Annotated in this window: 24 protein-coding genes, 1 tRNA gene and 2 pseudogenes; 7 read left to right on the top strand and 20 right to left on the bottom strand. The window is 48.8% G+C overall.

Annotated elements, in window-relative coordinates:
- The first annotated feature begins 15 nt into the window (after positions 1-15).
- A complete protein-coding gene (locus skT53_RS17910) occupies positions 16-270 on the top strand; it encodes a hypothetical protein (protein WP_200759123.1) in 255 nt (84 codons plus the stop codon).
- A gap of 188 nt (positions 271-458) precedes the next feature.
- Here skT53_RS17910 and skT53_RS17905 read toward each other — a convergent pair.
- A pseudogene (locus skT53_RS17905) lies at positions 459-1,399 on the bottom strand (glycosyl hydrolase family 18 protein).
- Between the two features lie 145 nt (positions 1,400-1,544).
- On the opposite strand from skT53_RS17905, the gene skT53_RS17900 reads away from it, so the two are divergent.
- Together skT53_RS17900 and skT53_RS17895 are read left to right on the top strand one after the other, a co-directional pair.
- Entirely contained in the window at positions 1,545-2,882 is a 1,338-nt protein-coding gene (locus skT53_RS17900; RefSeq protein ID WP_200759122.1) for a cytochrome ubiquinol oxidase subunit I, read from the top strand.
- Between the two features lie 18 nt (positions 2,883-2,900).
- Positions 2,901-3,905, top strand: a complete 1,005-nt coding sequence (locus tag skT53_RS17895; RefSeq protein ID WP_200759121.1) for a cytochrome d ubiquinol oxidase subunit II — start codon at positions 2,901-2,903, stop codon at positions 3,903-3,905.
- 573 nt (positions 3,906-4,478) lie between these two features.
- On the opposite strand, the gene sigK is transcribed toward skT53_RS17895, so the two are convergent.
- The 3 genes and pseudogenes from sigK to skT53_RS17880 form a co-directional block, all read right to left on the bottom strand.
- Positions 4,479-5,180 carry an RNA polymerase sporulation sigma factor SigK gene (gene sigK, locus skT53_RS17890; RefSeq protein ID WP_200761052.1) on the bottom strand — a complete coding sequence of 234 codons (702 nt, stop codon included), beginning with the start codon at positions 5,178-5,180 and terminating at the stop codon, positions 4,479-4,481.
- A gap of 606 nt (positions 5,181-5,786) precedes the next feature.
- Positions 5,787-5,984, bottom strand: a pseudogene (locus tag skT53_RS17885) (RNA polymerase subunit sigma-70); the annotation flags it as partial.
- Positions 5,985-6,209: 225 nt separating this feature from the next.
- The gene (locus tag skT53_RS17880) at positions 6,210-6,689 is read right to left on the bottom strand and encodes a transposase (protein WP_449757740.1); all 480 of its coding nucleotides are present in this window, start codon (positions 6,687-6,689) and stop codon (positions 6,210-6,212) included.
- A 347-nt stretch (positions 6,690-7,036) separates the two neighbouring features.
- Between skT53_RS17880 and skT53_RS17875 the strand changes: the two genes are divergently transcribed.
- The 3 genes from skT53_RS17875 (at position 7,037) to skT53_RS17865 (ending at position 9,684) form a co-directional block, all read left to right on the top strand.
- Positions 7,037-7,804, top strand: coding sequence for an ABC transporter ATP-binding protein (locus skT53_RS17875; protein WP_200759119.1), 768 nt, complete (start codon positions 7,037-7,039; stop codon positions 7,802-7,804).
- Positions 7,794-8,585, top strand: coding sequence for an ABC transporter permease (locus skT53_RS17870; protein WP_200759118.1), 792 nt, complete (start codon positions 7,794-7,796; stop codon positions 8,583-8,585). Before skT53_RS17875 ends, skT53_RS17870 begins: the two co-directional genes overlap by 11 nt.
- A 166-nt stretch (positions 8,586-8,751) precedes the next feature.
- Positions 8,752-9,684 carry a DMT family transporter gene (locus tag skT53_RS17865; protein ID WP_318978576.1) on the top strand — a complete coding sequence of 311 codons (933 nt, stop codon included), beginning with the start codon at positions 8,752-8,754 and terminating at the stop codon, positions 9,682-9,684.
- Positions 9,685-9,889: 205 nt separating this feature from the next.
- On the opposite strand, the gene skT53_RS17860 is transcribed toward skT53_RS17865, so the two are convergent.
- Positions 9,890-10,582, bottom strand: coding sequence for a hypothetical protein (locus skT53_RS17860; RefSeq protein WP_200759117.1), 693 nt, complete (start codon positions 10,580-10,582; stop codon positions 9,890-9,892).
- Positions 10,583-10,643: 61 nt separating this feature from the next.
- Between skT53_RS17860 and skT53_RS17855 the strand changes: the two genes are divergently transcribed.
- Complete coding sequence (locus tag skT53_RS17855) at positions 10,644-11,087, top strand: hypothetical protein (RefSeq protein WP_200759116.1); 444 nt, start codon at positions 10,644-10,646, stop codon at positions 11,085-11,087.
- Positions 11,088-11,129: 42 nt separating this feature from the next.
- On the opposite strand, the gene yihA is transcribed toward skT53_RS17855, so the two are convergent.
- The 15 genes from yihA to skT53_RS17780 form a co-directional block, all read right to left on the bottom strand.
- A complete protein-coding gene (yihA, locus tag skT53_RS17850; protein ID WP_200759115.1) occupies positions 11,130-11,750 on the bottom strand; it encodes a ribosome biogenesis GTP-binding protein YihA/YsxC in 621 nt (206 codons plus the stop codon).
- Entirely contained in the window at positions 11,747-14,065 is a 2,319-nt protein-coding gene (gene lon / locus skT53_RS17845; RefSeq protein ID WP_404828970.1) for an endopeptidase La, read from the bottom strand. Before lon ends, yihA begins: the two co-directional genes overlap by 4 nt.
- A gap of 169 nt (positions 14,066-14,234) precedes the next feature.
- The gene (lonB, locus tag skT53_RS17840; protein ID WP_404828969.1) at positions 14,235-15,923 is read right to left on the bottom strand and encodes an ATP-dependent protease LonB; all 1,689 of its coding nucleotides are present in this window, start codon (positions 15,921-15,923) and stop codon (positions 14,235-14,237) included.
- 113 nt (positions 15,924-16,036) lie between these two features.
- A complete protein-coding gene (gene clpX, locus skT53_RS17835) occupies positions 16,037-17,308 on the bottom strand; it encodes an ATP-dependent protease ATP-binding subunit ClpX (RefSeq protein ID WP_200759112.1) in 1,272 nt (423 codons plus the stop codon).
- Between the two features lie 11 nt (positions 17,309-17,319).
- Positions 17,320-17,910, bottom strand: coding sequence for an ATP-dependent Clp endopeptidase proteolytic subunit ClpP (gene clpP / locus skT53_RS17830; RefSeq protein ID WP_318978575.1), 591 nt, complete (start codon positions 17,908-17,910; stop codon positions 17,320-17,322).
- A gap of 105 nt (positions 17,911-18,015) precedes the next feature.
- On the bottom strand, positions 18,016-19,311 hold the full coding sequence (gene tig, locus skT53_RS17825; protein ID WP_200759111.1) for a trigger factor: 1,296 nt from the start codon (positions 19,309-19,311) through the stop codon (positions 18,016-18,018).
- Between the two features lie 173 nt (positions 19,312-19,484).
- Positions 19,485-19,561, bottom strand: a tRNA-Arg gene (locus tag skT53_RS17820).
- Positions 19,562-19,646: 85 nt separating this feature from the next.
- A complete protein-coding gene (locus tag skT53_RS17815) occupies positions 19,647-20,225 on the bottom strand; it encodes an XTP/dITP diphosphatase (protein WP_200759110.1) in 579 nt (192 codons plus the stop codon).
- 9 nt (positions 20,226-20,234) lie between these two features.
- On the bottom strand, positions 20,235-20,990 hold the full coding sequence (gene rph, locus skT53_RS17810) for a ribonuclease PH (RefSeq protein WP_200759109.1): 756 nt from the start codon (positions 20,988-20,990) through the stop codon (positions 20,235-20,237).
- Positions 20,991-21,144: 154 nt separating this feature from the next.
- The gene (locus tag skT53_RS17805; RefSeq protein WP_200759108.1) at positions 21,145-22,146 is read right to left on the bottom strand and encodes a GerMN domain-containing protein; all 1,002 of its coding nucleotides are present in this window, start codon (positions 22,144-22,146) and stop codon (positions 21,145-21,147) included.
- 78 nt (positions 22,147-22,224) lie between these two features.
- Positions 22,225-23,025: a glutamate racemase gene (gene racE, locus skT53_RS17800; RefSeq protein ID WP_200759107.1), complete on the bottom strand. Its 801-nt coding sequence runs from the start codon at positions 23,023-23,025 to the stop codon at positions 22,225-22,227.
- 113 nt (positions 23,026-23,138) lie between these two features.
- Positions 23,139-23,366, bottom strand: coding sequence for a helix-turn-helix domain-containing protein (locus skT53_RS17795; RefSeq protein ID WP_318978574.1), 228 nt, complete (start codon positions 23,364-23,366; stop codon positions 23,139-23,141).
- 246 nt (positions 23,367-23,612) lie between these two features.
- Positions 23,613-24,365, bottom strand: coding sequence for a succinate dehydrogenase iron-sulfur subunit (gene sdhB / locus skT53_RS17790; protein WP_200759106.1), 753 nt, complete (start codon positions 24,363-24,365; stop codon positions 23,613-23,615).
- On the bottom strand, positions 24,362-26,119 hold the full coding sequence (sdhA, locus tag skT53_RS17785) for a succinate dehydrogenase flavoprotein subunit (RefSeq protein ID WP_200759105.1): 1,758 nt from the start codon (positions 26,117-26,119) through the stop codon (positions 24,362-24,364). The genes sdhB and sdhA overlap by 4 nt, the downstream gene beginning before the upstream one ends.
- A gap of 15 nt (positions 26,120-26,134) precedes the next feature.
- Positions 26,135-26,749 (bottom strand): succinate dehydrogenase cytochrome b558 subunit, encoded by a 615-nt coding sequence (locus skT53_RS17780; protein ID WP_200759104.1) that lies wholly within the window; start codon positions 26,747-26,749, stop codon positions 26,135-26,137.
- Positions 26,750-26,901 lie beyond the last annotated feature (152 nt).

Below are 26,901 nucleotides of genomic sequence, written 5' to 3'. Positions count from 1 at the left end.
AAGGAGAAAAAGAGTATGCTTGACGCCACATTACTGGAAAAAACATGTGCCAATTACACAGAAGAACAAAAGGACGCGATTATGAAAGGTTTTTGCCCCCATTGTTTGCCCAAATTGACCCCTTACAGAATTCTCAATACATTTTACAGCGAACAATTCGAGATGATGGTTCACCGTGTAAAATGCCAGGATATCGTAAGATGCGAATGGGAGGAACTGGTTCCCAACCGCCGCTCCGATAACGGGCTTGAAAATTTCTTTCATTCGTAAGCGCGGATGGGATTTGGCCGGCAAAGATAACGTGGGGGTGGGTTGGGTATTTGCAAGCTTGGCCGTTGTTATATCTTCCTTATTCGCTGTCGTACTGGATCTTGTATGGTGCAAAGAATAATCGATGCTTATGGTAAATCCCCCAATTCGGGGGATTTTGTGTGGAACCGTATTCGTTTCCCGCTTTTTCAAGTGACCTTAATCACATTGCTTCTTAGCATCGACGTGGCTTGCGCTATACTGAGAGCCAATTGCCACGTTCCCAGGCCTCCCAACTGGTATTGACGTATGAGCAGCCCCTTTTCCATCAAGCTTCTCACATCTTCAAACCAGACCACATGCCGCTGCCCTTGTTCATCCGTATAGTAAAAGAACGGTGATTTATATTCCTCAGAATATTCAATAGGAACCTGATGCCTTATCGCAAGACGAACCGCCTGTTGGCTTGAAATAGCTCGAACCGGAGATCCGGGTCGATAAGGGAGCGTCCAGTCGTAGCTATGAAAAGGGATTCCCAATAAGATTTTATTTCGTGCAACATGCTCTAAGGAGAACTCAATCGTTTGTCTGACTCCATTTATTGGCGCTACCGGTCCAGGTTCACTGGCCAGATGGTGCCAATCGTAAGCCATGAGGAACATATAGTCCACTACAGAACCGATTGCACCAAAATCATATCCTCGCCACCACGGAATATCCTCACCCGTTTTTGCAGGAACCGCCACAGTTAAAACCAAGCCACGCGGTCGAATCCGATCCCTTAAAAAACGCAAGAAATCGGAATATAAGTCGCGATCCTCAGGCAACCCCCCTTCAAAATCAATGTTTACACCTGCATATCCTCTTGTAGATATCAAATTCGCAATGTTTTCAATGAGCCTTTGTTGAGTGGAAGGATTATTTAGTATCGTTCGAATGAGTTGTGGATCAAACCCTGTTTCCGTCAGATGCTATACAAAGTATCCCCGGGCTGGACGGTATAATATCGATTGGTGATCAATAAGGCTAGTCCGGGAACCACATTGTTTTCTGTTAGTCCATTTACAGCTCGAATGGTATCTATCGGTATGTCATACTTCTGACTGATTAAAAATAAAGAATCGCCAGGTTTGACGGTATAAACAAACATGATATACCTCCCTTCTAACCCCAGCCTATGAATAAAGAAAAATTTTTGTGCACGGCTGTATTTTTTGTAAAAGATGGATATTATGGACGCCGCTAAAGCAAACTATACTGGAAAATTTCGTTAACGGTGAAAGGATGTTTTTCCAGTGGATGATGTATTGCTTGCCAGAGCGCTATTCGGAACGACTATGGGATTTCACATCATATTTGCGACCTTGGGAGTGGGCATCCCCCTGATGATTTTGGCAGCGGAGGTATTGTACCAGCGAACGAAAGACACGGACTATTCCATCATGGCAAAAAGATGGACAAAAGCGATTGCAATTCTTTTGGGTGTGGCAATTCCCTCCGGCACAATCGCAGGTGTTCAGCTCTCCTTGCTTTGGCCTGGTTTCATGGAAGTTGTGGGAAAGGTAATCGCTTTGCCCTTCCAAATCGAGATCTTCGCTTTCTTATTGGAAGCGCTTTTCATGTCGATTTATGTTTATGCCTATGACCGCTTGTCTTCCTCCATGAGAATCCTGAGCGTCAGCCTGGTTGCTTTGGGAGCCGTCGCATCTGCGGTTCTGATTACAAACGTTCACGCATTTGAAGGAACCCCAACCGGTTTTCGGATCGAAAACGGGGATGTGGTGGCGGTTGACCCGTGGGCCGCTTTCTTTAATCCCGGTTTTTATGTTACCGCCGGACATGTTGCTTTAACAGCCTATATGACGGGAGCTTTTGCCATCGCGTCAATCGCTGCTTTCAAAATGATAAGACACAGGCTCCAACAAAAACAGTTTGCGCTGCATCAAAAGGCTCTTCTGCTTTCGCTCGCGATCGGCGGAATTTTCTCGTTGGCCAGCGCGGTTAATGGTCATGGCAACGCACAATTTTTGCACCGGCACCAACCGGAAAAATTGGCTGCTGCAGAAGGGCTGTTCGTCACACAATCCCATGCCCCCCTTGCCATAGGCGGTATTGTTGACCGGGAAAACAAGCAAGTGAAATATGCAATCGAGCTTCCCGGCGCTCTCAGTTTCCTGGCGGGCAACCGCTTTGATGAAGTGGTCAGAGGTCTGAACGAATTTCCGGAAGAAAATTGGCCTCCCTTATTCATCCACCTTCTTTTCGATAGCATGGTTGGCGTCGGCATACTGCTTATTCTGCTTTCGATTATTGGTTTTTCATGGAATAAAATCCTGAAAAGAGAGGGTTTCCCCCGCTGGATGATGTGGGGATTTATCGCGAGCGGGCCGCTAGCCATGCTCGGGATCGAGTTCGGATGGATCTTCGCCTGTACGGGTCGCCAGCCCTGGGTTCTATACCACATCATGAAGACGGCAGATTCCGCAACAAAATCCGGAAATCTCGGAATCCTGTTTACCCTGTTTTTTGGAATGTACGTGTTTTTCGCCGTTGTAACAGGATTAGTTATGTACTTTTACTTTAGGCGGCATCCTCTGTCAAGTGAGCTGGAACAGGACAATCTGAGTATTTGACCGGAAAGGAAGATTTGAGTGACAGATACAGTTATAGCGATCACACTGCTGTGGATATTTGTATTTATTTATGCGGTGGCTGCCTCAATCGATTTTGGCGCGGGTTTTTGGTCCATGATTTACATATCCCGTCCGCAAACCGAAGTCACCAATATTGCCAATCGGTATCTCTCCCCTTCCTGGGAGGTGACCAATGTGTTTATTGTTCTGATTGTTGTTGCTTTAGTGAGTTTTTTCCCCGGTGCAACCTATACCTTGGGTACGGTTTTGCTCCTGCCGGGCAGTCTGGTTTTATTGCTTCTCATGTTTCGGAGTGCTTTCATGGTATTTTCCCATTCGCTTGAGGGATTCAGGAAGCTGCTTTCGATCGTTTCCGGGATCACCGGCCTGTTTATCCCTGCTTTAATAATTGCTGTTTTGCCCATTTCCCAGGGGGGATTTATCCAAACGGTCAATGGAGCCGAAAGGCTGCTGATGCGCAAGTTGTTTGCAAGCCCTTCCACATACACTTATATTGCGTTCGCACTTGGAAGTACACTGTTTCTCTCTTCCTTGCTGCTTGCCGATTACTCGAAAGTGTCCGAAAAATCAGCCGCTTATTCGATCTACAGAAAAGGTGCTTTGGCTGCAGGTCCCATCAGCTTATTATCAGCGATTCTGATTCTGGTTGCCATGAAGTTCAGTTCGCCCTGGCTGTATACAAATCTTATCCGTCACTCCGCCTGGTTGATCGCATCGATTGCAGCGTTTACCGTGGGTTATATCACCCTGTTAATCGGCAAACCGCGCCTTTCGGTAGTTAGTGCCATAGTTCAATATCTGCTCGCCAGTTACGCATACGGCGCCTCTCATATGCCATATATCGTTTACCCGACCGTCACCATCCAGTCCGGTTTTACTCATCCCGAGACATTCCGCGCATTATTTGCGTCCTATATTGTCGGTTTTCTGATCCTGGCTCCTGGATTTATCTATTTCTGGAGAATGTTTATGAAAGACAGGAGATACTTGAAGCAGCAATAAAATACACATGTTGCATACCACACGCGTCTCAAAAAGGACGGCGGAAAAAATATAAGCCTGCCCGGTATAGCAGGCTTATCTGAATCGATATTTCCCTAAAGGCGATTAATCCGCTTTGTTAAGAATGTGCAAACTTTTTCACCTGTTCTGCCGGAATCGCTCCGACGGACCGGTCTCAAAGTCCTACAGGCTAGTCACCAGTCTGCGCCAAACTCTAAGACAACAGGTTTGGTTTCTTTCTCAACAAGTGTTTCGTAATCAGGCGTTTAATGGTTTGCGCCATGATGGTTCCCTCCTTTATGAAGACCTTCATTAAGAGATGTAACGTTCCACCTGTTGTTGTGCGGGCTGAATTTGTTGCTGCGGTTATCCGTAACACTGATTAGACTATGTAAAAGTTACCTGGTTCATCCGAAAAAGATGCAAAATATGAGACCTACTGGGCATGAACAACACAAAGATGATCAGAAACACAACAGCCCAACGGGTGAAACCACCAAATTGTCCGTACAACGTACCCCCTTTTCACCGTATGCAATAAATGAAAGGCACCCGGAAAAGGTGCCCGCAACTTTATGCCCGATTTTTCGGCCGGAACTCATGAAGCAATTTCGTTAGTGCTCTCTTTTCAATACGAGATACATAAGAGCGCGAGATTCCCAGTTCTTCCGCAATTTCTCGCTGGGTTTTCTCTTCCCCGTCCGGCAGCCCAAATCGCCCGCGTATCACTTCCTGTTCTCGCTCGTCCAAAAGCGACAGATGGGAGTAAATTTTTGCTTTCTCCAGTTTTAACTGGACTTTATCGATCACATCGTCCGATTCGGTTCCCAGCACGTCGATTAATGTGATTTCATTCCCTTCCTTATCCGTTCCAATCGGATCATGCAGTGACACATCCTTGCGTGTTTTCTTCAAGGAACGAAGATGCATAAGGATTTCGTTTTCAATACACCTGGCAGCATAGGTGGCCAGTTTGGTTCCCTTATTCGGTTGAAAACTTTCAATTGCCTTGATCAGACCAATCGTGCCGATGGAGATTAAATCTTCGTTATCTTCGCCCGTGTTCTCAAACTTCTTTACGATGTGCACGACCAGCCGCAGGTTGTGTTCGATCAGAACATTACGGGAGTTTTCGTCGCCGGCAGCCATCAGTGTCAGGTGTTTCTCTTCATCCGATTCGGAGAGCGGTTGGGGAAATGCGTTGTTTTTAATGTACGAGACAAACAGCGCCACTTCCCGAATCAACCATGCGACTGTCGCCAAGAGTCCAGGCATGATGTCTGTCACCTCCAGAAAGTATGTAAGCAAGTCGTCCCCATCCATTCGACAATTCGCCTGTGGTCTACTATATGTGCCCTTCTGGGCAGTTGTGCCTGTCTATAGAAAAAAGGACGTGTCGCCACGTCCTCGATCCTGTTGTTTCTTAAATATTTCGTCCCATGAACCACTTTTTTACCGTAACAAAAACGTCAGAAATTCTGTTGCATTGCTGCTTGAAACGCTCAGAAATGAATACTTCTTTGTCAATCTGCGGACTTGTCAGTGAATCACCCTCTACAAGTTTTACATGCACCCGTCATATAATGTTACAATTCCTGCTTTATTCGAGAACTTTTGTAGTGGATCAACGGGTTAAGGGGGTAAAACGGCTGGTCAAAATGGAACGAAGTTCATTGGCCGTTTGTCGATCCAACTTTTTCGGTGTGGACATAGCGAAACAGCCTCCTTCCAGTTGCGATTTGACAACATTATAACCTGCCGACAACGGATAAAGAAGGAGCCATCCAGTGGATGAATCGCCTCGTTCACCCTAACCGCACAAACCTCCCGCTGCATACAAACGCACCGCTTCCTTACATTGGTTCGTTTTCACAACGTGTTGACAATGTGCACCACCAGCCGCAGGTTGTGTTCGATCAGCACATTACGGGAGTTTTCGTCGCCGGCAGCCATCAGTGTCAGGTGTTTCTCTTCATCCGATTCGGAGAGCGGTTGGGGAAATGCGTTGTTTTTAATGTACGAGACAAACAGCGCCACTTCCCGAATCAACCATGCGACTGTCGCCAAGAGTCCAGGCATGATGTCTGTCACCTCCAGAAAGTATGTAAGCAAGTCGTCCCCATCCATTCGACAATTCACCTGTGGTCTACTATATGTGCCCTTCTGGGCAGTTGTGCCTGTTAATCGAGTAGGAGGCTGTCCCAAAAGGTCGGTAAAAACGGATTTCTTGGGAGCAGCCTTTTTCTTTTTCTTAATTCGTTGGATAAAAATGGGGTTAAGTAGATGTTATGAAGGTTTTTGACTCTATTCTTTACACTTTTTGAGTTTCTTTTGGGTATGTCCTTCCCATTTTTTCAGATTATGGGCAATGCAAATAAGACCCCAATCCGTGGTGTTTTTGGATAGGCCTCTTAGGGAAAAACGGTCAAACCCGCGATTGTATTTGATTTGGCCAAAGACAGGTTCCACGTCTATCTTTCTTTGCTTGTATTTTTCATATTGGAACGTGAGTCGTTTTTGGTTGGCACAAATCCACTCATCTAGCTCTTCGTCATAGGTCATGTTTTCCACACGACCGACCTGTTCCTTCCATGCCTCCGTCTGTTCCTTGTCAACGGCCTCGATAGACATGAAATAAATATTTTCGCCCAGTTGTTTAGCAATTTGGCGAGAAGAGTAGATTCGGTTGGTGTAGGCGTAAAGAATAACTTTTAACATCATTTTAGGATGAAAAGAAGGACGGCCCCCACCGGGAAAGAGTTGGTTCAGGATATTGGGGACCATCTTTTCCACAGCGGTATGGACAATGCGGCTAAGATGTTGATTGGGAATGAGGATTTCAAGATCCATTGGAAGAATTAATGGATCCATGTTATACTGAACATACATAAGAAAACCGTTCCTTTCTTTGGTTAGTTGGTTGTGGTGACTAAATTATACCAAAGAGAACGGTTTTCTTGTTATTTTTTCCAAAAAAGAGGGTGTCCCTAAGCCAGGCTTTCGGGACACCCTCTAAAAGGAGAGGAGAAATATGGGTTTCATGATCATCTTTTCCTGATTCGGGCTTGTTTATACACCGATTGCCCATTTTTTTCATATGGTGATAAAAGCCTAGACAGGAGGGATGACAATTGACAGCTGCCATCGCGTTTCAACACATCACACAAAAGTATTTGTCGTTGTCAGGCGAAACAACGGCGGTCGAACAGTTCGACTGTAAGATTGAGGAAGGTGAGTTTATCGGCATTGTAGGACCGAGCGGATGCGGCAAAAGCACTCTGCTTTCTCTGCTGGCCGGCCTCTTTCGCCCCACCGTTGGCGACGTGCGACTGTTTGGCGAATCGGTCACCCAACCTTCGCCAGCCATCGGGTATATGCTGCAGCAGGACTATTTGCTGCCCTGGCGCACCATTCTCGACAACGTCTGCATTGGACTTGAAATCCGTGGACTGAAAAATAAAGAAACGATTGATTACGCGCGCGAACTGCTTATCGAAATGGGGCTTTCCGGCACGGAAAACAAATACCCGCATCAATTGTCGGGCGGTATGCGGCAACGGGCCGCGCTGGTCCGCACCTTGGCCGTAAAACCGAAAGTATTGCTGCTGGATGAACCATTCTCCGCCCTGGATTATCAGATCAAACTGCAGCTCGAAGAACTGATTGCGAAAACACTGCAAAAATACCGGATGACATCCGTTCTGGTAACGCACGATTTGGGCGAAGCGATTGCCATGTGTGATCGTGTGCTGGTCATGGCGAGCCGCCCCGGCCGTTTAAAAAACGTCGTCGATGTGCCGCAGGAAATCCGCCGTTTAGCACCTATGGAGGCGCGTGAACACCCTGATTTTCACCCGTTGTTCCGGCAGTTATGGGAGGATTTGCAAAATGAGCAATGAACACCTGGAATATATCCGGCAACAGCGGCGCCTGAAGTTAAAAGTGATATTTTCCCAATGGGGGCTGCTGGTCGTTCTGCTCGTGTTGTGGGAAATGGCCGCGCGCAACAACTGGATCAATCCGTTTATTTTCTCATACCCGAGTAAAATCTGGGATCTGTTTGTCAGCAAGCTACAGGACGGCAGCCTGCTCCACCATTCGGCGATCACCATCACCGAAACTGTCGTCGGATTTGTAATCGGCACCCTGGCCGGCACGATATTGGCCGTCTTGATCTGGTGGTCTCCGTTTCTCAGCCGAGTGCTCGATCCCTATATCGTCGTATTCAACGCCATGCCGAAAGTGGCGCTCGGGCCGATTTTTATTGTGGCGTTCGGTCAGGGATACCTCTCCATCATAATGATGGCGCTCGCCATAACGGTTATCATTACAACCATTGTGGTGTACACGGCGTTTCAGGAAGTGGACGCCAACATGATCAAGATGGTCCGGACATTCGGAGCCAATCGCTGGCATATTTTCCGAAAGGTAGTATTTCCCGCTGCCCGTCCGACGATTCTGTCGTCGCTGAAAGTAAACGTCGGCCTCTCTTGGATTGGAGTCATTGTTGGCGAGTTCCTGACCGCCAAAGCGGGACTTGGTTATCTAATGATTTACGGATTCCAGGTTTTCAATCTGACGTTGGTGATGATGAGCTTACTGTTCGTCTCTTTACTGGCCACTTTGATGTATCAAGCCGTTTCTCTGCTGGAAAAACACTGGCAAACCTGGCGCGATTAGCTGGTGGATTCAACAGCCAGCTAACCGAATGAATGGGAGGGAACTGTTTGCGATCGCAAAACAGGGTTCTCGCAATCCTGTTTTTTTTGTACAATAAATACTGTATTTTATCACGAAATACTGTATTTTATCGCGTAAAAGGCACAGTATTTATCACGTAAAGAAGGTGCTCCTGCTGAACCGTAAAACACTGCTAGCCGATCTGACATTATTACTTGTCACATTTATTTGGGGAGCCACATTTGTATTAGTGCAGGATGCGACCGAATCGATGCCGCCGTTCAGCTTTCTGGCTGTTCGGTTTGCCGTTGCCGCTGTGCTATTGTACCTGATTTTGTTGATTTGGAAACCGGATCAACTCCGTTTCCGCAAAAAAATCTGGTCGGCTGGCGCCATCGCCGGTTTCTGGCTGTTTGCCGGGTACGCCTTCCAAACTTTCGGTTTGCAATATACGACCGCCTCAAAGGCCGGTTTTATCACCGGGTTATCTGTGATTTTGGTGCCTCTGTTGGCGATTTGGATGCTGCGTATGATGCCCACCCGTTGGACGATTGCGGGAGCTGGAATGGCCTCTGTCGGACTCGCAATGCTTTCTTTGAATCGGGTGGAAGCGGCCAATTTTGGCGACCTGTTGGTTTTTTTTGGCGCCTTTTCATACGCCATGCAGATTCTTCTGGTTGGCAAATATGCTCCACTGTTTCCTGCGCTGCCGTTTGTATTGGTGCAGATTATTGTCATTACCATTCTCAATGCGCTCGGAGCGGTTTTGTTTGAACCGTGGCAATCTGCTCTGCGGCCACATGTGCTGTTGAACTCGACTGTCATCGCCGCGATTATCATCTGTGCCTTATTCGCGACCGTATTCGCTTATGTGACACAGGCGGTTGTGCAAAAATTCACGACCGCTACCCGCACCGCCCTGATTTTCTCAATGGAACCGGTATTTGCCGCATTGGCCGGATATCTCTGGGCGGACGAGCGGTTAACCCTGCAGGCGGTGGTGGGCTGTCTGCTGATTTTGGTCGGCATGATCCTGGCCGAACTGGGCGGCAGCCAGGAAAAAACGGAGCGGATGCCGGATACGAGACCTGTTCCCTAATCCTTGTACTGCATAGGATTTTCCGGCCATTACGCGATTTCCAATATCTGCAATGGGAGTAACCGAACAAGTGGAGGAACTGGTCCGAATGGATTTGCGAAACACCGTCGTCTGGGCAGCCGTTTTGACAGGTATAGGAATTGCAGCTGTCGTATACGCCTTCTTGATTGAGCGAACCGATTACCCTTATAAAATTGCAATAATCTTATTCAATTCCATACACAATCGGAGCCGTTTTTTCCAAAACGTTGTTCCGATATACCTCATATCGAATCGAGCGTTCCACCGTTTTGATTGTGTAAACGACATGTTCTTTTGCCGGATCTTGCGAACCGGCTTTCTGCTCGTTTACATATACTTTTATTGTTTCAGCGTCCAATTGCGCTTGTATCGTTTGCGCATTATCCCAGTCCACCTTCGAATACAGGGTAAAGAACTGATAGCCCGAGTGAGTAATGACACCGTTTAGATAAACTCCATTTTGTACATCTTCGATTTTGTACGACTGAAACTTCATCGGAATTCCGGTGTAATGTTCAATTTGTTCTGGCAGGAACAGCGCTTCTTCCAACTGTAACGGAATTTTTACCGCTTGCCCGTCAACAGGAGTATAAACATTCATCGAATTCCCGATCTGTAAAAGAAATTGTTTGTCCATATCCGGCCCGGCAATCCCTATCGATGTATGATTTTTGTTGGCATACAACTCGTTCCATTGTACTGTCGAGTCAGCACTCAATGAAGAAGCCGTACCCGGACTGAATGTCCAATCTGTGCGGTTGTTTGCCGGATCGGGCCGTTCCACGATTTGCAGGGAAACTTCATTTCCGTCCGGATTCCGATCGGGGTTCCCATCATCGCACTGGTTGGCGCCAATTACGTTGGTGCTGTCTTTCATCTGCCAAACTGGACAATGACCGGTTTGGCAGCGATCCTGCTGGACTTTTGGAGGGCTTCACATGAACATTGCCGGGTTCTCACGAATGGTGTATGCACAGGCAAAGGTCGGCGACTTTCCGAGAATTTTTGCTGATTTGCACCCTGTCTACAAGACCCCGTTGGCGGCATTATCGGGCTTGGCAGTAGTGTTCACTGTGATTTTAACTATCTACGGGTTATTTCACCCAAACCTTGGAGCCATGATTCAGTGGCCGAGTATCATATTTTGGGTCCTTTACACGGTGGCGATGGCCTCCGCACTTAAACTGCTGCCGACCAGGGACTACGGATGGTGGATGGCGTTGGTTTCACTGGTTGTATGCGTCGTCCTGTATCCGTTTAGCGGCCGGGCATGTTTGTACCCTCCCGCCCTTCTGGCGGTTGGGTGGCTGATGGCTACACGGTTCACCCGAAAGAAAATGATTGTATACGGGAGTAGCGAACAAGGAGGTCGCAAGACATGAAAAAAGCGGGACACACGTCTCGCGACACTCGTCCCGCTTTCCTTATGCCTGCGGCATGCTTTCCGTCTCCGTATCCTCACCCACCAGATAAGGAGCCAGCAGACCCCACAACTCATCCTTGCCTTGTCCGGTTTCAGATGAGAACAGCACCATTGGCACATTTTTCGGAAGTTGTAATGCTTGCCGGATGACTTTCTGATGCTTCGGCCAATGCCCGCGCGAAATCTTGTCCGCTTTGGTGGTCACTACAATCCGCGGGATACCAAAATGGCCCAGCCACTCAAACATATGTATATCCTCTTTGCTCGGCGGATGGCGCAGATCGACCAACTGCAGCACCGCTTTCAAACAATCCCGTTTGGACAAGTATTGTTCAATAAATTTGGACCATTGCGCCTGAACCGGTTTTGGCACTTTCGCAAATCCGTATCCCGGCAGATCGACAAAATAAAACGATTCGTTAATATGATAGAAATTCAATGTTTGCGTCTTCCCCGGTGTAGACGACGTGCGGGCCAAATTTTTCCGGTTGATCATCTTATTGATCAAGGAGGATTTGCCCACGTTGGAACGGCCAGCCAGCGCAATTTCCGGCTGATTGCCTTCCGGATACTGTTTCGGACCGACCGCCGATATGATAAATTCAGCAGAACGAATAATCATTGCCGTACCAACGCCTGTTCCAGTACCTGGTCGAGATGGTCGACCAATACGATTTTCAATTCTTTCCGGACACTTTCCGGTATATCATCGACATCCTTGCCATTGTCCTTTGGCAGCAGAACTTTCTTGACGCCCGCCCGGTGGGCAGCCAGACATTTTTCCTTGACACCGCCGATAGGCAGTACCCGACCGCGCAGCGTAATCTCGCCGGTCATTGCCACTTCCCGCGATACCGGAATCCTGGTCAGTGCGGACATCAACGCAGTAGCCATTGAAATTCCGGCGGACGGACCGTCTTTGGGAATTGCCCCTTCCGGAACGTGAATGTGTATATCAAATTTTTCATAAAAATCGGCTTGAATCTTGAGATCCTCCGCGCGTGAACGGATATAGCTGAAAGCCGCCTGCGCGCTCTCTTTCATGACATCACCCAGTTGACCGGTCAACTGCAGCTTTCCTTTGCCGGGTACGACCGATACTTCAATCGAAAGCGTATCGCCCCCCATCTCCGTCCAAGCCAGACCTGTCACTACGCCGACCTGATCCTCCGTTTCTGCCAATCCAAAGCGGAATCGGGCTGCGCCTAAATATTTACTGAGATTCTTCGGCGTAATGGAAACCCGCTTTTTCTCGTCGGATACGATTTGCTTGGCTGCTTTCCGGCAGAGCGCACCGATTTGCCTTTCCAGGTTCCGCACGCCCGATTCCCTTGTGTAATCGCGAATGATCTGCAAAATCGTTTCATCGGACAAGCTCATTTTTTCTTTCGTTAACCCGTGTGCCTTTAACTGCTTCGGCAGCAGGTGTTTTTTCACAATCGCGAGCTTCTCCAGCTCCGTATAGCCTGGAATATAAATCATTTCCATCCGGTCCAGAAGCGGCCTTGGAATGTTTTGCGCCACGTTCGCCGTACAGATGAACAGCACGTTCGACAGGTCATAGGGCAGCTCGATGTAATGGTCGCTGAACGAGTTGTTTTGCTCCGGGTCCAGTACTTCCAGCATGGCCGAAGAGGGATCGCCACGGAAATCGTTCGACATCTTGTCGATTTCATCCAGCAGGAACACAGGGTTTATCGACCCCGCCGTTTTCATTCCCTGCAAAATCCGGCCTGGCATCGCGCCGATATAGGTGCGGCGATGGCCGCGAATCTCCGCTTCATCCCGCACACCGCCAAGCGAAACCCGTACGAATTTACGCCCCAGCGAGTTGGCGATTGATTTGGCCAATGATGTCTTCCCTACACCAGGCGGCCCGACAAGACAGAGGATCGGTCCCCGCATATGCTTGACCAGCTTCTGTACCGCCAAATATTCGAGGATGCGTTCTTTTACCTTCTCCAATCCGGCATGCTCGTCGTTCAATATTTTCTCCGCTTTGTCAATGTCAATCTCGTCTGTTGTTTTATCCGACCAAGGCAGCGATAGAATCCAATCGATATAAGTCCGGACTACAGTGCCTTCCGCCGATGTGGCAGGCATTTTTTCCAGCCGGTCAATCTCTTTCTCAACTTTTTCCACAACTGCTTCCGGCAGCGTCATTTTCGCGATTTTGTCGCGCAGTTCATCCACTTCCGCCTGGCGGCCTTCTTTTTCCCCCAGTTCTTTCTGGATCGCTTTCATCTGTTCGCGCAGGTAGTATTCTTTCTGCGTTTTTTCCATCTGCTTGCGGACGCGCTGATGGATTTTCCGTTCCAGTTCCAGCACTTCCCGCTCGTCCGACAAAATCCGCATTAAAGTTTCCAGCCGCGCCTTGACATCAACCGCTTCCAGGATGGACTGCTTGTCTTTGATTTTCAGCGTCAAATGGGAGGCGATCGCATCCGCCAAACGGCCCGGTTCCTCAATATCGGTTACAGCCGCAATCATCTCATGATTGGTTTTTTTCGATACTTTTACGTATTGTTCGAACTGCTGCAAAACCGCCCGCATCAGGGCTTCCACTTCCGGGTCCGTCTCTTCCGTTTCATGGATTTCAAACACTTCGACTTCATAATGGTCATCCGTCTCGGTATATTCAAGCACTTTGGCACGGGAGACTCCCTCTACCAAAACGCGGATTGTCCCGTTCGGCAGTTTCAACATCTGTTTCACGCGCGCGACGGTTCCCATGTCAAAAATATCGTTCGGTTCCGGATCATCTATATTCGTTTCCGTTTGGGAGGCAAGCACGATCAAGTTTTCACCGACCATTGCTTTTTCCAATGCTCGGACAGATTTTTCCCGACCCACGTCAAGATGCAGCACCATTGTGGGATATACCAATAACCCGCGAAGCGGTAAAAGAGGCAAATTCTTTTTGGAAGAAGGGTTGATATTCAATCGGGCCACCTCCACAGGTTCATTCCAAAATCCGAATTAGAAAAGTATGGAATACATTGTACCCTATCCGTCTCTCTTCATGCAATCGGCATACACACAAAAAGCAGGGAGCAATCCCCCTGCTAGTCTAACAGACGGCCTCTTCCGCCGGATGTAATTTTGCTTACGGCAAAGATTGTACGGACGGAGAAGCACTCAAAACCCCTGTTGATGGAGAGACAATCGGCACTCTCTCCACGTTCTCTTCCTTCACCAGCGCCTGATCGATCACCTGCTCAATCCGGTCGACCGGAAGTACCTGAATGTCTTGCATGTTGCGAAAAATTTCCTGCCAATTATCACGGGGAATGAACACTCGCTTGACGCCCGCTTCACGCGCCGCTTCCACTTTGGCGACAACTCCTCCGACCGGTTTGACAAAGCCGCGAATCGAAACCTCGCCCGTCATGGCAGTGTAATTATCGACCGGAATTCCTTTAATGGCTGAATAGATCGCAGTTGCCATCGTAATACCGGCGGACGGTCCGTCAATCGGTGTGCCGCCAGGAAAGTTGACATGTATATCATAGTCAAACGGATTGACATTCATTGTGCGCTGCAGCGCCGTCATGACGTTTTCAATGGAGCCGCGCGCCATGCTTTTGCGTTTCATCACGCGCTGACCGCCACCCATTTCCTCTTCTTCCACAACGCCGGTAATCGTCAATCTGCCACGACCCGATTCCTTCGCTTCCTGTGCCGTTACTTCCAGCTCCAGCAGCATTCCCATGTTCGGTCCGTAAACGGCCAACCCGTTGACGAATCCGACTTGCGGGTGTGCAGGCACCGATTTTTCCGGACGTGGAGAGATCTGGGAGGAATGAATCACCCATTCGACATCCTCCGACTCGATCGAGTGGCGGTTTTCCGATAACGCGATACCGGCCGAAATCTGTACTACATTGACGGCTTCACGCCCGTTTGTCGCATACCGCTTGACAACCTCGACCGCCCGTTCCTCAATCGGGAACTGGATTTTTTCAGCCGCCTTCCGGACAATGGTACCGATTTCATCCGGTGTCAGCAATCGAAAGAAAATCTCCACACAACGGGAGCGGATCGCCGGTGGAATTTCGTTGGCAGTCCGGGTCGTGGCACCCACCAGTCGAAAATCGGCCGGCAGCCCATTTTGGAATATATCGTGAATATGGTTTGGAATGTTGTTGTCTTCCGAACTGTAATACGCACTTTCCAGAAACACTTTACGATCTTCCAGCACTTTCAGCAGCTTGTTCATCTGGATCGAATGGAGTTCACCGATTTCGTCGATAAACAGCATGCCGCCATGCGCTTTTGTTACGGCGCCTGCTTTCGGCTGCGGGATTCCCGCCATTCCCATAGCGCCCGCCCCTTGATAGATCGGATCATGCACCGAACCAATCAGCGGATCGGCAATTCCCCGTTCGTCAAACCGAGCCGTTGTGGCATCCAATTCGACAAATTTTGCATCCGCATTGAATGGAGACAGCGGATTTTTTTTCGCTTCTTCCAAAACTACTCTGGCAGCCGCCGTTTTTCCCACCCCAGGTGGTCCATAAATAATCACATGCTGCGGATTCGGGCCGCAAATGGCTGCCCGCAAAGCACGCAATCCTTCCTGTTGACCCACAATATCATCCATCGTAGCTGGACGCGTTTTTTCCGCCAATGGCTCCGTTAGTGAAATAGCCCGAAGTTTTCGGAGTTTCTCCAGCTCCTTTTTCGATTCGCGTTCCACTGCAAACCGATTATTTTGCTGCGACTTCAACAGATTCCAAAAATAAAGCCCGATCACAACGGCAAAAAATACCTGAACCAGACTTACAATTGTCATCACGTTCACCAGATAACCCCCCTCGGCGCCAGTTATGTCTAGAAACCAGTATGCCCAGAGGAGGTAAAAATAAACGAAGGCAGGAGTTGTTCTCCTGCCTTGGTACGATCTCTTTATGCAGTTTCTTCTTTCTTTTTCTTCTTGCGGTTGTCAGATGTGAGCAGCACGGGCGGCTCTTTGGATATGACCGTCTCTTTTGTCACAACGCATTTTGATATATCGAGACGGGACGGGACTTCATACATCACATCGAGCATGATGCTTTCGATAATCGCCCGCAGGCCGCGCGCACCGGTATTCCGTTTGATCGCTTCTTTGGCGATTTCAGCCAGCGCCTCCTCGGAAAACTCAAGCTGCACATCGTCCATTTCCATCAATTTCTGGTACTGTTTGACAAGAGCGTTTTTCGGTTCCGTCAAAATTTGGATCAGAGCCGCCTCGTCCAACGCTTCCAACGTGGTGAGCACCGGCAGACGACCGACAAACTCCGGAATCAAACCGAATTTTAAAAGATCTTCCGGCAGCACTTTCTGCAAGTAGGAACCCGGTTTGTTTTCGTTTGCCACCTGTTCCTCATTCGTTCCAAAGCCGATCACCTTTTTGCCCAGTCGGCGCTTGATAATCTGCTCGAGCCCGTCGAACGCACCCCCGCAGATAAACAGGATGTTGCTGGTATCAATCTGGATAAACTCCTGATGCGGGTGCTTGCGGCCACCTTGCGGCGGAACGCTGGCAACCGTGCCCTCCAGAATTTTCAAAAGGGCCTGCTGTACGCCTTCCCCGGAAACATCGCGTGTAATCGACGGATTTTCCGATTTGCGGGCAATTTTATCGATTTCGTCGATGTAGATAATGCCTTTTTCCGCTTTTTCCACATCGTAATCGGCCGCCTGAATAATCTTCAACAGGATATTTTCAACGTCTTCCCCTACGTATCCCGCTTCCGTCAAGGAAGTGGCATCTGCGATCGCAAACGGCACATTCAGAATGCGCGCCAATGTCTGCGCCAGCAATGTTTTCCCGCTGCCAGTCGGTCCGATCAGCAGAATATTGCTTTTCGAAAGTTCTACATCATCGTTGCTCTTTTGTGCCGTATTAATTCGCTTATAGTGGTTGTAGACGGCTACCGACAAAGATTTCTTGGCTGTTTCCTGGCCGATCACATACTGATCCAGAATATCCCGGATTTCACTCGGTTTCGGAATATCTTTCAATTCGAATTCTTGCTCTTCGCCAAGTTCTTCCTCGACGATCTCGTTACAGAGCTCAATACATTCGTCACAAATATATACACCTGGACCTGCCACCAGTTTACGGACCTGATCCTGCGTTTTGCCACAGAATGAACATTTCAGTTGACCTTTTTCGTCGTTAAACTTAAACATCTCTTCACCCCTTATTTCAAATCATTACGGGAGAGAACCTCGTCAATCAGGCCATACCGTTTGGCCTCTTCAGCTGACATAAAATTGTCTCGGTCCGTGTCCTGTTCGATTTTTTCAATCGGTTGTCCGGTACGTTCCGCATAGATCCGATTGATTTTTTGTTTGGTGCGAAGAATCCAGTCAGCATGAATTTTGATATCGGCCGCCTGCCCCTGTACACCGCCCAGCGGTTGGTGAATCATAACTTCACTGTGGGGAAGCGCATACCGTTTACCTTTGGCCCCCGCCATCAGCAAAAAGGATCCCATTGACGCGGCCATTCCAATGCAAATGGTAGACACATCCGGTTTAATAAACTGCATCGTATCGTAAATCGCCATACCCGCCGTAATCGAACCACCAGGACTGTTGATGTAGATATGTATGTCTTTTTCCGGGTCTTCAGCGGCCAAGAACAGCAATTGCGCGACTACCAAATTGGCCACATCATCGTTGATCGGCGTACCAATAAAAATGATTCGGTCTTTCAACAAGCGCGAATATATGTCATAGGAACGTTCGCCCCTGCTCGTTTGTTCCACCACAATCGGTACCAGATTCAAAAATGATTCCCTCCCCATGACGCATAGTGGAAAACAAGGCACTTTATAAAAAGTGCCTTGCCGCGTGCTTATTTTTCGCATGCTTATCTATAATGATACACGATCTTACGCCAGTTTGCTATGGTCTGTCAAGAAAGAAATCGTCTTGCGGCTGAGAATGTCTGACCGCAATCCTTCAAAATTCGGATCGCGCGATTCCAGAATCGTTTTCACCTGATCAAAATCCATTTTTGCCATATCCGCCACTTTTGCAATTTCTTCCTGAATATCATCTTGTGTGACTTCGATATTTTCCGCTTTGCCGATTTCCTCCAAAACAAGTCGTGTGCGAACCCGCTTTTCCGCATTTTCTTTCATGTCATTACGCAGGTTGTCTTCTGAAACGCCCGTAAACTGCAGGTAAGCATCATACGGAATTCCCTGCATTTGCAAACGTTGTTTGAAATCCTCCAGCATGACGTCTGTCTCGTTTTCGATCATGACTGGCGGCAAATCGATTGTCGCGTTTGCAACCGCTTTATCAATCACTTGTTCTTCGATGTAGTTCTTTTTGTCTGTCTCCGCTTTTTCCTTCAGCCTTTTCTCGACATCAGCCTTCAGCTCATCCAGCGTGTCAAATTCGGAAATGTCCTTCGCGAACTCGTCATCCAATACGGGCAACTGTTTGCGCTTGATTTCATGCAGATGCACTTTGAACACGGCTGGCTTGCCCGCCAACGCAACAACATGATAGTTTTCCGGGAAAGTCACGTTCACATCGCGGTCTTCCCCTTTTTTCATACCAATCAGCTGTTCTTCAAAACCGGGGATGAATGTGCCCGATCCGATTTCCAACTGATATTTTTCCGCTTCGCCGCCTTCAAACGGTTCGTCATCGACAAACCCTTTAAAGTCGATCAGAACGGTGTCTCCTTCCTGAATCGAACCGTCATCTTCCACAACGACGATTTCCGCATGGGATTTCCGGAGGTTTTCCAGTTCCTTCTGGACATCTTCCTCCGTTACCGCAAATTCTTTCGGTTCAATCGTAGTGTTCTTGTACTCGCCGAGCTGCACTTCCGGTCGAACGGTAACAGTCGCCTTGAAAATCAGCGGCTTGCCTTTTTCAATCTGTACGACATCAATTTCCGGGCGGGAAACCGGTTGAATGTCGGTTTCCTTGACTGCATTGGTATACGCTTCTGGTAGCAGGATGTCCAACGCGTCCTGATATAATACGGCCGTTCCGAAACGCTGCTCAAAAATCGGGCGCGGTACTTTCCCTTTACGGAAGCCCGGAAGGTTCACCTGTTTGACAACTTTTTTGAAAGCCTGATCGATCGCCTGATCGACCTTTGCGCTTTCCACTTCCACTTCCAATATTCCAATGTTGCTTTCTTTCTTTTCCCATTTTACAGACATTGCAAATTTTTCCTCCTTGTAAATCCCCAACGCAGAATATGTATGGCATTGTTGACATTATGTCTATACGGATGAACTTCCTCATTATAGCATAACTGATTTGGGTTTCAAATAGATATTCGCCCATTGGAAAAACAAAGAAAAAAGAGCGGTTTACGCCGCTCTTGTCGATTTGGTGTGCCTAGCAGGATTCGAACCTGCGACCCTTCGCTTAGAAGGCGAATGCTCTATCCAGCTGAGCTATAGACACAAACTGAAGAAAATCCCGAACAAAACTAAGTATATGAAAATCTGCTTCTCCACGTCAAGTGAAATCGACAGGAAAATGCGGAAAATCAAGGGTGCATCTGTTCGGTCAGCATCCGAATGGCGTTGGCGCGGTGGCTCACCTGATTTTTCTCTGACAGGGAAAGTTCGCCAAATGTTTTCCCAAACTGTGGAACCAAAAACAACGGGTCGTAACCAAATCCCGCATCCCCCTGCGGAGCTTCCAGGATCAGCCCCTCACATTCGCCACGCGCCAAGATCGTATTTTCGCCAGGCCTTGCAAACGCCAGCACGCAGACAAATCGGGCAGTGCGCCGGTCTTTCGCGATACCTGACAACTCTTTCAACAATTTGCTGTTATTTTCTTGATCGGTTGCATGCAAACCGGAATAACGGGCTGAAAAAACACCCGGTCGCCCGCCAATTGCATCTACTTCCAAGCCGGAATCATCCGCCAATACCGGAACGTTCAGCCAAGCGGCGACCGACTCCGCCTTTTTGGCTGCATTTTCCTCAAATGTCAAGCCATCTTCGACGACTTCTGGCAGGTTTTCCGGCATCGGTTCAACCGTATATCCGAATTTGACCAGAGCTTCCTGAAATTCACGCAGTTTCCCTTTGTTGCGACTTGCCAAAACCAGTTTCATTCCGCTCACCTACGATTGCTGTCCTACGAGATCGCCGATTTGACTTGCAATTTCACCTAACGATTCGCGCTGCTTCCCCATTATATAATCTATGCCTTCCTTTGCCAAAGACAGCATATTGGTCAGTTCCGGTGCGGAAAAAGGCCGTTCTTCACCGGTTCCCTGAATTTCCACATATTCCCCTTTACCGGTCATCACAACGTTCATGTCCACTTGCGCGGTGGAATCCTCCGCATAGTTCAGATCCAGTACAGCCGCTCCGCTCACAATGCCGACACTGACAGCCGCCAGATAATCGGTAAGCGGAATTTTTTCATAAACGCCTTTTTCCATCAGTTTATGCATCGCCTCTGCCATCGCGACAAACCCTCCGGTAATGGACGCGGTACGGGTTCCACCGTCCGCCTGAATGACATCGCAATCGATCCATAGTGTGCGTTCTCCCATTTTTTTCAGATCGACGACCGATCGCAGCGCACGTCCAATCAGCCGTTGAATCTCCATTGTCCGACCGCCGACTTTGCCTTTTGTTGCTTCTCTTTGGTTGCGCGTGGGCGTAGCACGCGGCAGCATTGAATATTCCGCTGTAATCCAGCCTTGTCCGCTGCCCCGTAAAAAGGGCGGCACTTTCTCCTCAATCGTCGCCGTGCATATCACTTTCGTCTCGCCAAACGTTATAAGAACGGACCCTTCCGGATGCTTTACATATCCTCGTTCGATCCGGATGTCACGTGTTTCGTTTTCCCTGCGCCCGTCTGCTCTCATTCTGTGCCCCCCCGTTCATGCTCTGTGCCCGACCGATTCTCAGAACTATAGTAGCATACCCATTCCAGTAAAATCCAACAGGAAAAAAATGAACTGACAGACCTCCCACCACTGTCTGTCAGTGTACCCGTTTCGCACGGAACGAAATCATTGATTACAACTGTTTCTGATTGACTACCTGCGGACGACTGACCGGTTTGCTCAGGTCGACACCGGCAAGCGTCGGCGGTTGGCCCTTGACGGTTATTTTGACTTTCCGGGCAGGCGTGTTTTCCAGAACGGACAATACGATCGAATTGAGGACCTTGCTTTGTTCCGTACTGGCCCCCTCTGTCAGCAAGTTATCCAAATCAAGCGACACCGTGTCACCCGACTGACTTTCGCTCAACAATTTCAGAGCAGGCGAAACGGTCGGTGATAACCCTTGAACCTTTGGACCGGCAGCCAGCTCCGCAATCGTAGTTTTAATCAAATCTTCATTGGTTTTGCCAATTATGCGGGTGACGGGCACCAGATAATTGAAATTCCCCGCGCTGTTGGTTCCTTGATAATAGAGGGTGAGTTTTGTGGTTTCCGCCGGATTGATGTTTGGCGCCACTTGCAGGTTAATTCCATTTGCGCGGCTTAACGGTTGACCAATCGGAGTCCCGCTGGTCGGCAGAGCCGGGATCACATTGCCATTTACTTTAATCTGCACCTGTTTGATGCTGGGGAATTCAGTCAATGTCCAGACGACCGAATCGACAAGCTGCTGTTCCGCTTTGGCATCTTTCATCTTCAGCACTTCTTGGCTGAAATCGACCACCGCCAGATTATCTTTGATGTTGACCGACATTTTGGCACCTGAGGGGATCAAGGCATGCAGGCCAGTTCCGGTTAGCAATCCGCCCGATTTTTCAGGCGTCAAATATGTCAGGGCTTGGTTAGCAATCCCCTCCACCTTCGGAATGTTTACCCGCAAAGGCACAACAAATCCTTTTTCATCCGCAAAATAGAGATTGACCGCATACATCTCTGTTGCAGGTTGCGCCGCTTGATCTCCTTTCGGCGGCCGGGGGGAGACCGGACTTGACGTTTTGTTCAACATTCCACATCCCGTCGTTCCGGCCAGACCAAGCACTAAAACACCAGCCAACAATTTTTTATGATGGCGCATGACTACGTCCTCCTCCACCTGTTTTCTACTCTATGTATACGGCGGGGTGGACGAAGTATGCTTGTTTTCATGGACAAATTACGGCAAGGTTAAATGCTGCAGGGCGATCGGCTGCTGTAACCATTTTTCCGCCACTTCCGTAAAATGCTGCTGATCTCCCGTAGTGTAGAATTTGTGAACGGGCGATAAGTTATTGTCATTTAACAGATTGCGGTCGGCCAATAGCAAGGAAGCTTCCCGCGCCGTTTCTTCGGCAGATGAAATGAGCTGCACATCCTTCCCAGCCACTTTTTGAATCAATTTACTTAAAATCGGATAGTGTGTACATCCGAGAATCAGCACGTCCATCATTTCTTCCTTAAGAGGCGCCAAATATTGCTCCACAATTTGTTCCGCCTGCGGCGAATCCAGATCGTTGTCTTCCACAAGCTGTACGAACGGACCACAGGCTTGGCTGATCACCTGCAAGCGCGGATTGATGCGGTGAATCTCTCTGGCATACGCTCCGGTTTGAACGGTGACTTCCGTACCAATAACCCCAATCCGGCCCGTTCGCGTCGCGCTGATGGCAGCCCGGCTGCCCGGTGTTATGACGCCCAGCACGGGGATTGGATAGTGTTGTGAGGCCTGTGTAAGAGCGGCAGCGGTTGCTGTATTGCAGGCAATGATGATCATTTTGACATCCTGTTGCATAAGAAAATCCATAATTTGAAACGTAAATTGCCGCACTTGTTCGGGCGGGCGATTTCCGTATGGACAGCGGGCATTATCGCCCACATACACCAAATTTTCCTGCGGCAATTGCCGAAACATTTCCTTCACCACCGTGAGTCCCCCGACCCCCGAATCGAACAAACCGATCGGCTTGTAGCTTGACACCGAAATCATCCTTTCTGACCGAGGGAATCGGTCGCTTCTAGTATACACCTGAATAGACAAACTGGCTGAAAAAAGTAAAAGACCCTACTCGTCAGTAGGGCATAACCAGGTAGTTAAATCTTTATTTCCTCCAGCCGCACCAATTCCACCACGGCCTGCGACCGTCCTTTTACATTTAGCTTTTTCATAACATTGCTGATATGATTTCGAACGGTCTTCTCGCTGATAAAAAGGACTTCCGCAATTTCTTTGGTCGTCTTGTCTTGTACCAACAACTCGAATACCTCTCGTTCACGGTTGGTGAGAAGTGATTTGCCACGTGCGTCCTTTCCCACAGACACTTCTTCGATCCCTCCTTGCTCGGGTCATGATTGACAAGGTCAAGGGATACAGTCAAATTATACTATGTCAAGTTGCATTTGTTGGTGCAGTCAGGCATCAACAATTTTAAGAAAATCTCATTCATCGCTTTATTTGAATCAAATCCAACTGTAAAAGACCTTCTGCCGGAGTGAACCGGGCAGCACCCGTTCACGAAGCAGAAGGTCTAAACAGAAGGTGTAAAGTTTATTTTCGCACGTGTAAAGCTATTTCCGCAGCCAACTGGTCAGTGCATAACGGTTAACCTGTCCGTTCATCGCCGCGATTGAGGTAGTCAGCGGGATATTTTTCGGACAAACCTGCACACAGTTTTGCGAGTTGCCGCACTCATGAATGCCGCCTTCTCCCATCAGCGCTTCCAGACGCTCATGCGAATGCATGGCACCGGTCGGATGCTCGTTGAAAAGACGGGCTTGCGAGATCGCAAACGGGCCAATAAACGAAGTTCTGTCGTTTACGTTCGGACACGCCTCAACACATGCACCGCAAGTAAAGCATTTGGACAGTTCATACGCCCATTGACGATCCCGTTCCGCCATGCGGGGACCAGGCCCCAGATCATACGTTCCGTCGATCGGAACCCAAGCCTTGACACGTTTTAACGCCTCGAACATGCGGGACCGGTCAATTACCAAGTCACGAACGACCGGGAACGTGCGAGCCGGTTTTAAACGAATCGGCTGCTCCAACTGGTCAACCAACGCGGAGCAAGCCTGGCGCGGTTTGCCGTTGATGACCATCATGCAAGCGCCGCAAATTTCTTCTAAGCAGTTGCATTCCCATGCAACCGGGGCGGTCTTTTTGCCTTGCGCGTTGACCGGATTCCGTTGAATTTCCATCAACAGGGCAATCACGTTCATGCCGGGACGCTGCGGAATTTTAAACTCTTCCGTATAAGAAACGGAATCATTCGAGTCTTGCCGCTCAATAATAACGTGAACCATTTTTTGTTCGCTCATGATTTGCTCTCCTCCTTATCCACGCTGTAGTTGCGCTCCCGCGGTGGAATCAGAGAAACATCAACATCTTCATATTCAAAAACCGGGCCGTCCGGACTATATTTCGCAATTGTCGTTTTCAGCCAGTTTGCATCATCCCGCTTCGGGAATTCCGGCTTGTAATGAGCACCGCGGGACTCATTACGGTTCAATGCGCCAATCGTGATCACGCGGGCCAACTGAAGCATGTTCCACAATTGGCGGGTAAACGGCGCCATCTGGTTTTCCCAACGGGACGTGTCTGCCATGCCGATCCGCTTGTAGCGCTCCATCAACTCGAGAATCTTTTCGTCCGTCTTTTTCAACCGGTCGTTGTGGCGGACCACCGTAACGTTGTCAGTCATCCATTGGCCCAATTCGCGGTGAATCTGGTACGGGTTTTCATTGCCGTCCATTTTGAGAATGTTTTCATACTGTTCTTCGCGTTTCTTGCGCTCTGTTTCAAACAGGTGCTGCGCTACGTCGCCGGAAGCTTTTTTCATGCCCTTAATATAATGAACTACATTCGGTCCAGCCACCATGCCGCTATAGATGGCGGACAATAGCGAGTTTGCACCCAGACGGTTTGCTCCGTGCTGCGAATAATCGCATTCGCCGACTGCAAACAATCCTTCCACATTCGTGTGCTGATCGTAGTCAACCCACAAACCGCCCATCGAATAGTGAACGGCCGGGAATATGCGCATCGGAACTTTGCGCGGATCTTCCCCGACAAATTTTTCATAAATTTCAAGGATACCGCCCAATTTGACGTTCAACACTTCTTTCGGAATATGAGAAACGTCCAGATACACCATGTTCTCGCCATTTATGCCAAGTCCCATGTCCACACAAACGTGGAAAATTTCACGAGTCGCAATATCCCGCGGAACCAGGTTTCCGTAAGCCGGATATTTTTCTTCCAAGAAGTACCATGGTTTACCGTCTTTATACGTCCATACGCGTCCGCCTTCGCCACGAGCGGATTCGGACATCAAACGCAGCTTGTCGTCGCCCGGAATGGCAGTCGGATGGATTTGAATAAACTCTCCGTTTGCGTACTTGACGCCCTGCTGATACACAGCGCTGGCAGCCGTACCGGTGTTGATGATCGAGTTTGTGGTACGACCAAAAATCAAACCAGGTCCACCCGTTGCCAAAACCACCGCATCACCGACAAAACTGTGAATTTCCATTGAACGCAAATCCTGCGCTACAATACCTCGACAAGTTCCTTCCTCGTCCTGTACCATCGACAGGAATTCCCAGCCCTCATATTTTTGAACCAGTCCGGCCGCCTCAAAGCGACGAACCTGCTCATCCAGCGCGTACAGCAATTGCTGGCCAGTTGTCGCACCGGCAAACGCCGTTCTGTGGTGTTTTGTGCCCCCAAAGCGGCGGAAGTCCAACAATCCTTCCGGTGTACGGTTAAACATAACGCCCATCCGGTCCAACAGGTGAATAATGCCGGGAGCCGCTTCACACATTGCCAGAACAGGCGGCTGGTTTGCCAAAAAGTCACCGCCGTAAACCGTGTCGTCAAAATGTTCCCACGGGGAGTCTCCTTCCCCTTTTGTATTGACCGCTCCGTTAATACCGCCTTGCGCGCAAGCGGAGTGCGAACGTTTAACGGGAACTAGTGAAAAAAGATCAACAGGCACGCCTTCTTCCGCAATTTTGATGGTTGTCATCAAACCGGACAAGCCGCCGCCCACAACTATAACTCGTTGACTCATTGTTCTGCCCCTCCTTTACGCTCCAGGATATTTAAACGCAACCAAAGCGCTAACTCCAAGGAATGAAATTACCACCCAAATACCGCTCATAACATACGCCGATACGCGCTGCGAGCGGGGACCTACTGTCAAACCCCAGTGAATCAGGAAACTCCAGAGGCCGTTTGCAAAATGGAAAGCGGCCGCTACAACCCCAATGATCATAAACCAGAATGTGAACGGACTGTTGACAAGCGTTGCCACCATATCGAAGCTGGGAGCATTTCCGCTGAAACGGGTTGTCCACAAATGATAAACAACAAAAATAAACGTGATAACGCCTGTAATACGCTGCCAAACAAACATCTGGTTGCGGAACCAAGAAAACTGACCGACATTGTATCCGGAAGTAAACGCGATAAACATCCCATAAACGCCATGATACAGGAGCGGCAGAAAAATAAAGATCGTTTCTACCACAGGCAGAAACGGGATCCCGGCAATATCTGCCACCGCTTGGTTATAATGATCCGCCCCGCCTCTGGCTTTTGCGTTCGTAAATAAGTGAAAAAGCAAAAAAAGGCCTACTGGCAACACGCCCAATAACGAATGCAACCTTCGGAACCAAAAATCTTTTTGTTGTTGTACCACTGAGTTCTGGTCCTCCCTCCGAAATTCCACTTGTAATCTGCTTTCCTTAAAATTTTCACCATGCTGACAAGACTGTTCTTCTCTGCTAACATGTGCCCCCTTTTATCTATAAACAATCCTTACCAATCAAATACACAAGAAAATATTCGCAC

Source organism: Effusibacillus dendaii (genome assembly GCF_015097055.1).
Taxonomy (GTDB): domain Bacteria; phylum Bacillota; class Bacilli; order Tumebacillales; family Effusibacillaceae; genus Effusibacillus; species Effusibacillus dendaii.
Note: the sequence above shows the minus strand (reverse complement) of the source record. Positions and strands in the feature narration are given on the sequence as shown.